The organism is Streptomyces sp. CA-210063 (genome assembly GCF_024612015.1).
Classification (GTDB): Bacteria; Actinomycetota; Actinomycetes; order Streptomycetales; family Streptomycetaceae; genus Streptomyces.
The window spans coordinates 7,495,593-7,508,501 of sequence record NZ_CP102512.1 but is presented as its reverse complement, the minus strand read 5'-3'; the positions used below and the strand labels follow the sequence as shown (position 1 = coordinate 7,508,501).

11 protein-coding genes are annotated in these 12,909 nt (G+C 71.5%); 8 read left to right on the top strand and 3 right to left on the bottom strand.

What is annotated here, in order from left to right; all coding sequences use genetic code 11:
* Positions 1–2: 2 nt before the first annotated feature.
* Entirely contained in the window at positions 3–1,856 is a 1,854-nt protein-coding gene (locus JIX56_RS32805) for a serine/threonine-protein kinase (protein WP_257545939.1), read from the top strand.
* A 7-nt stretch (positions 1,857–1,863) separates the two neighbouring features.
* On the opposite strand, the gene JIX56_RS32800 is transcribed toward JIX56_RS32805, so the two are convergent.
* Positions 1,864–2,523 carry a pirin family protein gene (locus JIX56_RS32800; RefSeq protein WP_257551268.1) on the bottom strand — a complete coding sequence of 220 codons (660 nt, stop codon included), beginning with the start codon at positions 2,521–2,523 and terminating at the stop codon, positions 1,864–1,866.
* A gap of 215 nt (positions 2,524–2,738) precedes the next feature.
* On the opposite strand from JIX56_RS32800, the gene fasR reads away from it, so the two are divergent.
* From fasR to JIX56_RS32775, 5 genes are all read left to right on the top strand, one after another.
* The gene (gene fasR, locus JIX56_RS32795; protein ID WP_257545937.1) at positions 2,739–3,941 is read left to right on the top strand and encodes a fatty acid biosynthesis transcriptional regulator FasR; all 1,203 of its coding nucleotides are present in this window, start codon (positions 2,739–2,741) and stop codon (positions 3,939–3,941) included.
* Positions 3,942–4,030: 89 nt separating this feature from the next.
* Positions 4,031–4,945, top strand: a complete 915-nt coding sequence (locus JIX56_RS32790) for an ACP S-malonyltransferase (RefSeq protein WP_257545935.1) — start codon at positions 4,031–4,033, stop codon at positions 4,943–4,945.
* A gap of 13 nt (positions 4,946–4,958) precedes the next feature.
* Entirely contained in the window at positions 4,959–5,990 is a 1,032-nt protein-coding gene (locus JIX56_RS32785; RefSeq protein WP_257545934.1) for a ketoacyl-ACP synthase III, read from the top strand.
* 102 nt (positions 5,991–6,092) lie between these two features.
* Positions 6,093–6,341, top strand: coding sequence for an acyl carrier protein (locus tag JIX56_RS32780; RefSeq protein WP_257545932.1), 249 nt, complete (start codon positions 6,093–6,095; stop codon positions 6,339–6,341).
* A gap of 100 nt (positions 6,342–6,441) precedes the next feature.
* The gene (locus tag JIX56_RS32775; protein WP_257545930.1) at positions 6,442–7,713 is read left to right on the top strand and encodes a beta-ketoacyl-[acyl-carrier-protein] synthase family protein; all 1,272 of its coding nucleotides are present in this window, start codon (positions 6,442–6,444) and stop codon (positions 7,711–7,713) included.
* Between the two features lie 170 nt (positions 7,714–7,883).
* Here the strand turns inward: JIX56_RS32775 and JIX56_RS32770 are convergent, their stop codons facing one another.
* Positions 7,884–8,378, bottom strand: a complete 495-nt coding sequence (locus tag JIX56_RS32770; protein ID WP_257545928.1) for a DUF3145 domain-containing protein — start codon at positions 8,376–8,378, stop codon at positions 7,884–7,886.
* 276 nt (positions 8,379–8,654) lie between these two features.
* Here JIX56_RS32770 and JIX56_RS32765 point away from each other — a divergent pair, with 276 nt between their 5' ends.
* Complete coding sequence (locus JIX56_RS32765; RefSeq protein ID WP_257545926.1) at positions 8,655–9,563, top strand: SGNH/GDSL hydrolase family protein; 909 nt, start codon at positions 8,655–8,657, stop codon at positions 9,561–9,563.
* A 52-nt stretch (positions 9,564–9,615) separates the two neighbouring features.
* Here JIX56_RS32765 and JIX56_RS32760 read toward each other — a convergent pair whose 3' ends face one another.
* Positions 9,616–12,075 carry a beta-glucosidase family protein gene (locus tag JIX56_RS32760; protein WP_257545924.1) on the bottom strand — a complete coding sequence of 820 codons (2,460 nt, stop codon included), beginning with the start codon at positions 12,073–12,075 and terminating at the stop codon, positions 9,616–9,618.
* 112 nt (positions 12,076–12,187) lie between these two features.
* On the opposite strand from JIX56_RS32760, the gene JIX56_RS32755 reads away from it, so the two are divergent.
* Positions 12,188–12,781 carry a TetR/AcrR family transcriptional regulator gene (locus JIX56_RS32755; RefSeq protein ID WP_257551267.1) on the top strand — a complete coding sequence of 198 codons (594 nt, stop codon included), beginning with the start codon at positions 12,188–12,190 and terminating at the stop codon, positions 12,779–12,781.
* The last annotated feature ends 128 nt before the right edge of the window (positions 12,782–12,909 follow it).

The window sequence follows — 12,909 nt, the reverse complement described above, 5'->3', positions numbered from 1 at the left end:
CGATGGGCGAGGTTCGACCGGGCGGGCACTTCAAGCCGTTGGAGGCCGGTGACCCGACGACCGTGGCGAGCTACCGGCTCGCGGCACGGCTCGGCTCGGGCGGCATGGGCACGGTGTATCTGTCGTACACGCCGGGTGGGCACCCGATCGCGCTCAAGACGATCCGGCCCGAGCTGAGCGAGGACCCGGACTTCCGCCGCCGCTTCAAGCAGGAGGTGCAGGCCGCCCAGCGTGTGCAGGGCCTCTACACCGCCCCCGTCCTCGACCACGACACCGAGAGCGACCAGCCGTGGCTGGCCATCGCCTACGTACCGGGGCCGTCGCTGCACGCGGCGGTCGCCGAGCACGGCGCGCTGCCGGTCTCCTCGGTCCTGCTGCTGCTCGCCGGGGTGGCGGAGGCACTCAAGGTCATCCACGCGGCGGGCATCGTCCACCGCGATCTGAAGCCCGCCAACGTGCTGCTCGCCTCCGACGGTCCCCGGGTCATCGACTTCGGTATCGCCCGCGCCGCCGACGCCACCGCCCTGACCGGCACCGGCGTCCAGATCGGCACCCCGGCGTTCATGTCGCCGGAGCAGGCCGCGGGGAGGCCCATCACCCCCGCGTCGGACATGTTCGCGCTCGGCCAGGTGGCGGCGTACGCGGGGCGTGGCGGCGGCGCGTACGGCGACGGGCCCTCGCACGCCGTGCTGTACCGGATCGTCCACGAGGAGCCGGACCTCTCCGGGCTCCCGGACGAACTCGGCTTCATCACCCGCTGTCTGGCGAAGAACCCCGAGGACCGGCCCACGCCCGACGAGGTCATCGCGCTGTGCCAGGCCGCGTCGCCCACCCCGCTCGTCCAGTCCGGCTCCTGGCTGCCGGAAGCGATCGGCGCCGACATCACACGGCGCGTCTCGGTGTCGGCGGAGCTGCTGGCCGCGCGGGCCCCGGCGGCCGAGGCCCCGACCTCGGCGCCCCTGTCCCCGCCGCCCACCGCCCCGGTGACCCAGCTGAGTTCGCCGTCCGTGGGCCCCGGCGCGCAGACGATGCACGCGGCGCCGACGATGCACTCCGGGCCGGTGACCCCGCCCCCGCCGGGCCCCGCGGGCCCGCCGTCGACGCCGTACCACCCGCAGCCGGGGCCGCACACCGTGCCGACCGGGCACCAGCCGCCGTACCCGCAGCCGCAGCACACCTGGCACCCGCAGCAGCATCCGCAGGGCCACCCGCATCCGCAGCCCCACCCGCGTCCGCTGCCCGTTCCGCCGCCCACGAGCAAGGCCGGCAAGTGGATCGGGATCGGCGTCATCGTGGTGTTCGGCCTGGGGCTGCTCGGCAGTTGCGCCTCGTTCCTGAAGGACATGACGGGATCGTCGAACGACTCGTCGAGCAGTTCTTCGAGTGGGGCGACCGGCGGTTCGTCGAGCGGCTCCGGTGACGCCAAGAAGAAGTCCGACCCCAAGCCGGTCACCTTCAAGGGCGTCAACATCCCGGCGAAGTACTACGTGCGCTTCGCGGACTCGCCGCCCAAACCTATGTACGACTCGATCGGCGCCGCGTACGTCGAGGACGGGGACCTCTTCTACTCCACGGACTCCTTCGGCGACAAGACCATGGGCAGCAGCAGCTACAAGATCGTCCTGCTGAACAACTCCCAGAAGGGCTCCCTGGAGACCTGCCGGAACGAGACCCGGTACGCGGAGCGCGTCAAACTCGGCCAGCTCTCCAAGGGCTCCCAGCTGTGCGTGCGCACCGACTCCGGTCACATGGCGCTGGTCACCTTCCAGGGCTCGGCCCCGAGCGGCGACCCCAGTGACTACGTCTCGGTGGACGTCACGGTGTGGCGCAACGCCGAGGAACCGATCACCGACTGACGGCCCGTCACTCGGCCAACTCCCAGATCAGCACCTCGACCGGGGTGGAGACGGCGACCAGCTCCGCCCCCTTCTCATCCTCCGCCCGCACCGAGTCGCCGGGCCCCAGCTCATGGGGCCCGACCCGGACGGTGCCGCGTACGACATGCAGATACGTCCGTGCCGCGTCCGGCACAGCCGTCCGCTCCCCCGCCGCGGTCAGCCGCCGTACGTGCAGCATGGCGCCCGCCTCGGGGACGGCGTACGGCGTGGAGTCGGCGATCCCGTGCACGATCTCGTACGCGGGGTCGCCGCCCGGGTCCAGTGGGGCCAGCCACATCTGTACGAAGGTCAGGGGCGCGGAGCCGTCGTTGCGCTCCACGTGCCGTACGCCGCCCGCCGAGCTGAGCCGCTGGACGTCGCCGGGGCGGACGACCGTCTCGTGGCCGGTGGTGTCCCGGTGGGTCAGCTCGCCCTCGACGACCCAGGTGACGATCTCGGTGTGGCTGTGCGGATGCTCGTCGAACCCGGCACCGGGCGCGAGCCGCTCCTCGTTACAGGCGATCACCGCACCGAAGCGCAGATTGTCCGGGTCGTAGTGCGCCCCGAAGGAGAAGGAGTGCAGCGACTCGATGCCGGCCGCCGGGTCACCACCGGGGTAGCGCGTGTCGGCGCGCCGTACGTCCATCACGGCTCCACGGTATCCCCCGCCTCCTGCGACGGCCCTGGAAGGCGACGGTCCTGCGAGCCGAGAAGCACGGGGCGCAGCCCCCTGCTTCTCAGGGGCGCGGGGAACTGCGCGAGAAGCCCCACCCACCCGCAGCCGAACGAGACGCACACGCACCCCTGCCCCTCGCCCCCCTCCGGCGCAAGCCGGCGCGGCGATAAGGCAGTCTTGGTCCCGTGCCCCAACCCGAAGCCAGCAAGTCCCGAACCGCATCGTCCGTCCACGCGCACGTCGCGACCTTGAAGCGGCTGGAGAAGTCGTCCGGAAGCCTCGCCGCGCAGGCCATCGCGCGGATGGACGAGACGCTGCCCTGGTACCGGGCGATGCCGCCCGAGAACCGGTCGTGGATCGGGCTGGTCGCCCAGGCCGGTATCGCCGCCTTCACGGAGTGGTTCCGGCATCCGGACGCCCCGCAGGCCATCTCCACCGACGTCTTCGGGACCGCGCCGCGTGAACTGACCCGGGCGATCACGCTCCGGCAGACCGTGGAGATGGTGCGCACGACCATCGAGGTCATGGAGTCCGCCATCGACGAGGTGGCCGCCCCCGGCGACGAGAGCGTGCTGCGCGAGGCGCTGCTCGTCTACGCGCGGGAGATCGCCTTCGCCACCGCCCAGGTGTACGCGCAGGCCGCCGAGGCGCGGGGTGCCTGGGACGCCCGGCTGGAGTCCCTGGTCGTGAACGCGGTGCTCAGCGGCGAGGCCGACGAGGGCGCCGTGAGCAGGGCCGCCGCCCTCGGCTGGAACTCCCCCGAGCATGTCTGCGTGGTCCTCGGCACCGCCCCGGACGGCGACAGCGAGCTGACCGTGGAGGCGATCCGGCGCGCGGCCCGGCACGCCAAGCTCCAGGTGCTCACCGGTGTCCTCGGCGACCGGCTCGTGGTGATCGCCGGCGGCAGCAACGACCCGTTGCAGGTGGCGAAGTCGCTGATCGGACCGTATGCGGCGGGCCCGGTGGTGGCCGGGCCGATCGTGCCCGATCTGCTGGCCGCGACCCGGTCCGCGCAGGCGGCGGCGGCTGGGCTCAAGGCCTGTTCGGCGTGGCAGGACGCGCCCCGGCCCGTCCTGGCGGACGATCTGCTTCCGGAGCGCGCGATCGCGGGCGACCCCAGCGCGCGTGAGCAACTGGTGGAGGAGATCTACAGACCGCTGGAGGAGGCCGGGTCCGCGCTCCTGGAGACGCTCAGCGTCTATCTCGAACAAGCCTCAAGTCTCGAGGGAGCGGCCCGGATGCTCTTTGTCCATCCCAACACCGTGCGCTACCGGCTCCGACGTGTGACTGACGTCACCGGCTGGTCGCCCTCCGATGTACGCTCGGCCTTCACCTTGCGGATCGCGCTGATCCTGGGGCGTCTGGTCGATGGGGATCTCCAGCTCTAGGGTTTTGTCGGAGGGCTACAAAACCCCCTCGTGTTCTTCGTCCCTGTCCTCACGGGCGGCCGTAGCCGTCCCCAAGAGAGAGTGTGAGAGTGCTCGTACTCGTCGCTCCCGGCCAGGGCGCCCAGACGCCCGGCTTCCTGACTCCTTGGCTCGACCTCCCCGGCGCCGCCGACCGTGTCGGCCAGTGGTCGGACGCCATCGGCCTCGACCTCGCCCACTACGGCACCGAGGCCGACGCCGACGCGATCCGCGACACCGCCGTGGCCCAGCCGCTGCTCGTCGCCGCGGGACTGCTGTCCGCCGCCGCCCTGGGTGACGTCGTGCCCGGCGCGGTAGCCGGTCACAGCGTCGGTGAGATCACCGCCGCCGTGTTCGCCGGTGTCCTGGACGACACGGCCGCGCTGACCCTCGTCCGCAAGCGGGGCCTGGCCATGGCCGAGGCCGCCGCCGTCACCGAGACCGGTATGTCCGCGCTCCTCGGCGGCGACCCCGAGGTGACGATTCCGCACCTGGAGAAGCTGGGTCTGACCCCGGCGAACGTGAACGGCGCGGGCCAGATCGTCGCCGCCGGCACCCTGGAGCAACTGGCCGCCCTGGAGGCGGACAAGCCCGAGGGCGTACGACGGGTCGTCGCCCTGAAGGTCGCCGGCGCCTTCCACACGCACCACATGTCCCCCGCCGTCGACAGCCTCGCCGAGGCCGCCGTGGATCTGTCGCCCGGGGACCCCAAGGTCACCTATGTCTCGAACAAGGACGGGCAGGCGGTCGCCACCGGCGCCGAGGTGCTCTCCCGTCTGGTCGGTCAGGTCGCCAACCCGGTCCGCTGGGACCTGTGCATGGAGACCTTCAAGGAGCTGGGCGTGACGGCGCTCGTCGAGGTGTGCCCCGGCGGCACGCTCACGGGTCTCGCCAAGCGTGCACTGCCGGGCGTGGCGACGGTGGCGCTGAAGACACCCGACGACCTCGACGCCGCTCGCGCGCTCATCGCCGAGCACCTGAACTAGGAGTCCTGGACCTATGTCGAAGATCAGGCCGAGCAAGGGCGCCCCCTACGCACGCATCCTCGGCGTGGGCGGCTACCGTCCGGTCCGGGTGGTACCCAACGACGTGATCCTGGAGAAGATCGACTCGTCCGACGAGTGGATCCGCTCCCGCTCCGGCATCGAGACCCGGCACTGGGCGAACGACGAGGAGACCGTCGCCGCCATGTCGATCGAGGCGTCCGGGAAAGCGATCGCCGACGCCGGTATCTCCGTCGAGCAGATCGGCGCGGTCGTCGTCTCGACGGTCTCGCACTTCAGCCAGACCCCGGCCGTCGCCACCGAGATCGCCGACAAGCTGGGCACCGCCAAGGCCGCCGCCTTCGACATCTCGGCCGGCTGCGCGGGCTTCGGTTACGGCCTGACCCTCGCCAAGGGCATGGTCGTCGAGGGCTCGGCGGAGTACGTCCTGGTCATCGGCGTCGAGCGGCTGTCCGACCTGACCGACCTGGAGGACCGGGCCACGGCCTTCCTCTTCGGGGACGGCGCCGGCGCGGTCGTCGTCGGCCCCTCCCAGGAGCCGCACATCGGCCCGACGGTGTGGGGCTCCGAGGGCGACAAAGCCGGAACGATCAAGCAGACGGTCCCGTGGGACGAGTACCGGATCGGTGACCTCGACAAGCTCCCGCTCGACAGCGAGGGCAAGGTCAAGTTCCCCGCGATCACGCAGGAGGGCCAGGCGGTGTTCCGCTGGGCCGTGTTCGAGATGGCGAAGGTCGCTCAGCAGGCGCTGGACGCGGCCGGGATCGGCTCGGACGACCTGGACGTCTTCATTCCGCACCAGGCCAACGAGCGGATCATCGACTCGATGGTGAAGACACTCAAGCTGCCGGAGCATGTCACGGTCGCGCGTGACGTACGCACCACCGGCAACACCTCGGCCGCCTCGATCCCGCTCGCGATGGAGCGGCTCCTGGCGACCGGCGAGGCGAAGAGCGGCGACACCGCGCTCGTCATCGGCTTCGGGGCGGGTCTCGTGTACGCCGCGACGGTCGTTACCCTCCCCTAGGCAACCGCTTCGGATCTTGTGGTCCGGCGCGGGAAAACGCACAACCTGCCGCTGACGCGGCGGGCCGCCAACCCTCTGGAAAACAACGAAGGAGCGCCCGACATGGCCGCCACTCAGGAAGAGATCGTCGCCGGTCTCGCCGACATCGTGAACGAGATCGCCGGCATCCCGGTCGAGGACGTCCAGCTGGACAAGTCCTTCACCGACGACCTGGACGTCGACTCCCTGTCCATGGTCGAGGTCGTCGTCGCCGCCGAAGAGCGCTTCGACGTCAAGATCCCGGACGACGACGTCAAGAACCTCAAGACGGTCGGCGACGCGACCAACTACATCCTCAAGAACCAGGCCTGATCCGACGGACCGGGTCCGGCCCGGTCCGCGGAGCAGTCCGTTTGCCCCGCCACCCGGCGGTGGCGCCGCTGAATCCTCGTAACCGTTGGAGAAAATTCCCGTGAGCTCGACCAATCGCACCGTGGTCGTCACCGGTATCGGCGCAACCACACCGCTGGGTGGCGACGCGACTTCCACCTGGGAGGGGCTGATCGCCGGCCGGTCCGGTGTCCGTGCCCTGGAGCAGGAGTGGGCCGCCGAGCAGGCGGTCCGTATCGCCGCACCGGTCGCGGTGGAGCCGACCGAGGTCATTCCCCGGCCGCAGGCCCGCCGTCTGGACCGCTCGGCGCAGTTCGCGCTGATCGCGGCCAAGGAGGCGTGGGCCGACGCCGGTTACACCGAGACCTCGGCCGACGACGGCACCGTCGACGCGGACCGGGTCGGTGCGGTCATCGCCTCCGGCATCGGCGGTGTCACGACCCTGCTCGACCAGTACGACGTGCTGAAGGAGAAGGGCGTACGCCGCGTCTCCCCGCACACCGTGCCCATGCTGATGCCCAACGGCCCGTCCGCCAACGTCGGTCTGTACGTCGGCGCCCGCGCCGGTGTGCACACCCCGGTCTCCGCCTGCGCGTCGGGCGCCGAGGCCATCGGCTACGCCATCGAGATGATCCGCACCGGCCGCGCCGACATCGTGATCGCCGGTGGCACCGAGGCCGCCATCCATCCGCTGCCGATCGCCGCGTTCGGCAACATGATGGCGATGTCCAAGAACAACGAGAACCCGCAGGGCGCGTCGCGTCCGTACGACACCGGCCGGGACGGCTTCGTCCTCGGCGAGGGTGCGGGCGTGGTCGTCCTGGAGTCCGCGGAGCACGCAGCGGCGCGTGGCGCCCGGGTCTACGCGGAGGCGGTCGGCCAGGGCATCTCCGCCGACGGCCACGACATCGTGCAGCCGGAGCCGGAGGGGCGGGGCATCGCCCACGCCCTCCAGAACCTGCTGGACCGCACCGACCTGGACCCTGCGGAGATCATGCACGTCAACGCGCACGGGACGTCGACGCCGGCCGGTGACATCGCCGAGCTGAAGGCGCTGCGGAAGGTGTTCGGCGACGACACCGACCACTTCGCGGTGTCCGCGACGAAGTCCATGACCGGGCATCTGCTCGGCGGGGCCGGCGGGGTGGAGACGGTGGCGACGGTGCTCGCGCTGTACCACCGGGTGGCTCCGCCGACGATCAACGTGGAGAACCTCGACCCCGAGGCGGAGGCCAACGCGGACATTGTGCGCGGGGAGGCCAGGAAGCTGCCGGTCGAGGGCCGCATCGCCGCCCTCAACGACTCGTTCGGGTTCGGTGGGCACAACGTGGTGCTGGCGTTCAGGACCGTTTGACCGCTGACGTGGGTGTGGCCCGGATCCCTTTTCAGGGGTTCGGGCCACATCGGTTTGTACGTCGGGTGCGAGTGGGTGGGGGCTGGTCGCGCCCACGCGGCGGAGCCGCATATCGACACAGCCCCGCGCCCCTAAAAGCTTGCATCCTGCCTGCACCCGAAAGCGGCCCTCTACACCACTTGGTGCAGCCAACGCACGGGTGCGCCCTCTCCCGCGTATCTGAAGGGTTCCAGCTCGTCGTCCCAGGGCTTGCCCAGGAGCTTGGCGATGTCGGCCTCCAGGTCCGTCTCGCCGCGCTGGGATCTGGTGAGCGCGGCGCGGAGGCGGTCCTCGGGGATGAGGATGTCGCCGTGGATGCCGGTGACGGCGTGGAAGATGCCGAGGTCGGGGGTGCAGCTGTAGCGCTCGCCCTCGGCGGTGGCGCAGGGCTCGGCGGTGACCTCGAAGCGGAGAAGGTGCCAGCCGCGCAGCGCGGACGCGAGCTTGGAGGCCGTACCGGCCTGCCCCTGCCAGGAGAACTCGGAGCGCCAGGTGCCCGGGGCGGCCGGCTGCCGGATCCAGTCGAGGTTCACGCGCGTCCCGAGAACCCCCGCGACGGCCCACTCGACGTGCGGGCACAGCGCACGCGGCGCGGAGTGCACGTACAGGACTCCACGTGTCGTCACCGGGGCCTCCACAGAGCAGCGCATCTTGTCATTTGATGGAACGGCAGTGGCGGAGCCGCCACGTGGCGAGGCTACCGTGCGGCGGGGCAAGGAGTGTGACGTACCGTCGGAGCCAGAGCCAGGAAGAACGCGGGTTTCACCCGAGGGGACGCCTGTGCGGTACGGAACAGTTGCACCTTTCGCCACGCCCTTCGCATGCGCCTCCCGCGTCGGGAACCCTCGCGCGTTGTCATGGGTGAGAACGTGCACGTGTAGGACCGACGAGGGGACCAGGGGATGCGGATGCGACGCCACCGTTCGAGGGCGGTGTTCGGTGCCGCCTTGGCGGCGGTCCTGCTGGCCGTGACCGGCTGCGACGCCACCGGTGGCAACTCCCCCGGCCCCGAGGGAACGGAGTCGAAGGCCAAGCCCTCGGCGTCGCCCACCCCCGCCTGGGACAGCACCCCCGAGTCGCTGGTCGCCGTCGGCGACTCCATCACCCGAGGTTTCGACGCGTGCAAGGTGCTGTCCGACTGCCCCGAGGTCTCGTGGGCGACCGGCAGCGACGCCTCGGTCGACAGCCTCGCCGTACGGCTGCTGGGTGCGGCCGGCGCGGCCCGGCGGAGCTGGAACTACGCGGTGACCGGGGCCCGGATGGCCGACCTGCCGAGCCAGATGGCACGGGCGGTGACGCGTGAGCCGGAGCTGGTCGCGGTGATGATCGGCGCGAACGACGCGTGCCGTGCGAGCGCCGCCGCCATGACCCCGGTCGCCGACTTCCGCGCCGACTTCGAGGACGCGATGGCCGCCCTGCGCGACAGTCTGCCCAAGGCTCAGGTGTTCGTGGCGAGCGTCCCGGACCTGAAGCGGCTGTGGTCCGAGGGCCGTACGAACCCGGTCGGCAAGCAGGTCTGGAAGCTGGGCATCTGCCCGTCCATGCTCGCCGACCCCGACCTCCTCACCGCGGCTGCCACCGAGCGGCGGGACACCGTCCAGGACCGGGTGGAGGCGTACAACGACGTCCTGCGCGAGGTCTGCGAGGAGGACCGCTACTGCCGCTACGACGGAGACGCCGTCTTCGACTACCGCTTCGGGCAGTCCCAGCTCAGCCAGTGGGACTGGTTCCACCCGAGCGTGAACGGGCAGGCGCGGCTGGCGGAGATCGCGTACCGGATCATCAGCGAGGACGCCGAGGAGAAGTCGTGACCTGGGGTTCCGCCGTGGGCGTGCGCCGCGCCCCTGGGTCGGCCGCTGTGCCCTACGCCTCCATGGTTGCCGTGAGGCGGCGGTCAGCCACTGAGCGGCCTGCCACTACCTCGTACGAACCGTTCTTGTGCGTCCACGAGTTGGCGGTCTCGTCCCAGATCTCGAAGGCTCGGCGCGGGAGTCGGACGACTGCCTCCGTCGTCTCGCCGGGGGCCGCCTCGACCGTCGCGAAACCCGCCAGCCAGCGGGGTGGGCGGTTCTCGTCCGGCGTCGTCGGGGCCAGGTAGAGCTGGACGGTCTCCCGTCCCTCCCGGTCGCCCGTGTTGCGGACGCGGACCGTCGCCGTCGTACCGTCCGTGATCTCGAGGGACTCGTACGTCCAGTCGGTGTAGCCGAGGCCGTGGCCGAAGGGGTACGAGGGGGTCGCGGCGTTCTTCTCCCAGGCCCGGTAGCCGATGAACACGTCCTCGTCGTAGGCGAGTTCACCGGATGTCGGGACGACCTGGGTGACGGGGGCGTCCGGGAGGGCGCACCAGGTGGTGGGGAGGCGGCCGCCGGGCTCGTGGGTGCCGGTGAGGACGTCGGCCAGGGCGGCGCCGCCCTCCTGGCCGGGGAACCAGGTGAGGAGGACGGCGGCGACGTCGTCGCGCCAGGGGAGTTCCACCGGGGAGCCGGAGTTGACGACGACGACCGTGTCGGGGTTGGCGGCGGCCACCGCGCGGACCAGGTCGTCCTGGCGGCCGGGGAGGTGGAGGTCCTTGCGGTCGAAGCCCTCGGACTCGACGCGTTCGGTGGTGGCGACCACGACGACGGCCGTGTCGGCGGCGCGGGCGGCCTCCACGGCCTCGGCGATCAGGTCGTCGGGGTCGCGCTGCGGTTCCTGGTGGCAGAGAGAGAAGGCGACGACCTTCACGGGGAGGTTGTCGGGGAGTGCCACGACGTAGGTGAGGGAGACCCCGACCGGGGTGCCTGCGGTCAGGTCGGCCTCGGCCCGGGGGACGGGGGCGCCGAAGAACGACACGAAGGGGTCGTCCTCGTCGGTGGTCTGGGCGGCGTCGAAGTACGTCGTGCCGTCGATGGTGAGCTTGAAGGCGCCGAGGCCCTTGATGCCGAAGGTGTGCGTGCCGGTCTCGCGCGGGGTGAAGGTGCCGGTCAGCTCGACGGTGTGCAGGGCTTCGGGGGTGACGCCCTCGGGAAGGGCGGTGTCGAACCACTGGACGGTGCCGTTGGGGGCGGGGTCCGCGCCGATGACGTGACCGGCGGCGTCCCGGCAGATGGCGCGGAGTGCGAATCCCTTGTCGGCGACGGCCAGTTCGGTGTTCGGGTCGGCGCCCACCGCGTACGTCAGCGTGCCCTCGGGGAGAGCGGCCGTGAGGCCGTCGAGCGGGGAGACGATCCGGGGCGGGAAGACGGTGGCGGAGCCGCCGCCGAGGACGCGGGCGTCGCGGGCCGCGGAACCGATCAGCGCGATCTTCGCGCCGGGCCGCAGGGGCAGGGCCGGCTGCCCGTTCCGTACCTCGTTGCGGACGAGGACGAAGGCGCGGCGGGCGATCTCGCGGGCCAGGGCGTCGCCGTCGACGGGGGCGGGGGGCTCGGTGACCACCGGGTCGGCGCCCTCCAGGATGCCGACGCGGGCGGCCAGGCGCAGGACCCGGCGGACCGCCTCGTCGACCTTGGTCTCCTTGACCTCGCCGGCGCGTACGGCGGTGGCCAGGGCTTCGCCGTAGACGGTGACGGGGCCGGGCATGGCGACGTCGAGGCCGCCCTCGATGGCGCCGGTCGTCGAACGGGCGGCCATCCAGTCGGAGACGTTGAAGCCGTCGAAGCCCCACTCGTCGCGCAGGACCTCGTTCACGAGGTAGTGGTGCTCGGTCATCGTGGTGCCGTTGACCGTGTTGTAGGCGGTCATGATGCCCCAGGGGTGGGCGTTCGCCACGATCGCCTCGAAGGGGGCCAAGTAGAGCTCGCGCAGGGCGCGTTCGCCGACCAGGTTGTTCACCGTGAAGCGGTCGGTCTCGGCGTCGTTGGCGACGAAGTGCTTGACCGTGGTGCCCACGCCGCCGGACTGGACGCCGTTCACGTAGCCCGAGCCGATCTCGCCGGTGAGGTACGGGTCCTCGCTGTACGCCTCGAAGTGGCGGCCGCCGAGCGGGGAGCGGTGGAGGTTGACGGTGGGGGCGAGGAGGACGTGGACGCCCTTGCGGCGGGCCTCCTGGGCCAGCAACACGCCTGCCCTGCGGGCGAGTTCGGGGTCCCAGGTGGCGGCGAGGGCGGTCGGGGAGGGCAGTGCGACGGACGGGTCGTCGGCGGTCCAGCGCACTCCTCGTACACCGATCGGGCCGTCGGACATCACGAGGGACTTCAGACCGATCTCGGGAAGCGCGGGCAGCGTCCACATGTCCTGGCCGGAGAGCAGCCGGGCCTTGGCGTCGAGGTCGAGCTTGCCGAGGGCCGCCTCCACGACCGCCTCGCGTGCCTCGTCGGCCGGGGTCGTGCCCGGGGTTGCCGCCATCGCGGTGCCTCCTCATCGAGTCCGTTCTGCCCTCCCATCGTGCCTCCATCACCTGTAGAGCGGTAGGTTTCGTTATCCTGCCGTTATGTTCAGCCGGGCCCTATGGGGCCATGTGCCGTACGGTGACGCCATGAGCGGTACCAGGACCAGGGGCGTCAGGGGTGAGGAGCGGCGCGCCGGGATCGTGCGGGCGGCTCTGGAGGTGATCGCCGAGCGGGGCTACCGGGGCGCGAGCATGGCCGCGGTCGCCGAGCGCGTCGGGCTCACCCAGCAGGGGCTGCTGCACTACTTCCCCACCAAGGACGCGCTCCTCGTCGCCGTCCTCGAGGAACGCGACCGCTGGGACGCCGTGCCCGACAGCCCGCTGCGGCTCGATCTGCTGGGTTCCCTCGTCGAGTACAACGCCATGCGGCCCGGCATCATCCAGACCTTCTCCGCGCTGCTCGGCGAGAGCGTCACCGAGGGGCATCCGGCGCGGGAGTTCTTCACCGAGCGGTACGGGCGGGTGCGGGGGGCGATGGCCGAGGTGCTGCGCGCCGAGTACGGGGGCCGGCTGCCCAGCGGGCTCACGCCGGAGCGGGCGGCGCCGCTGCTGGTGGCCGTGATGGACGGACTGCAGTACCAGTGGCTGCTGGATCCGGAGGCCGTGGACATGCCGGGGGCGTTCCGGGACTTCCTGACCCTGCTGGGCGAGGACGTGGGCTGAGGGTCACCCGGCCGCGGGAGGCGTTCGTCGGGGTGCTGCGGGAGGCGGTCGGGGAGATCCCTGCCTGGGGCTCCCGGCTTTGATCCGGCGCACCTCCCGTAGCGCGCGCCACTCATGTCACGCGATAC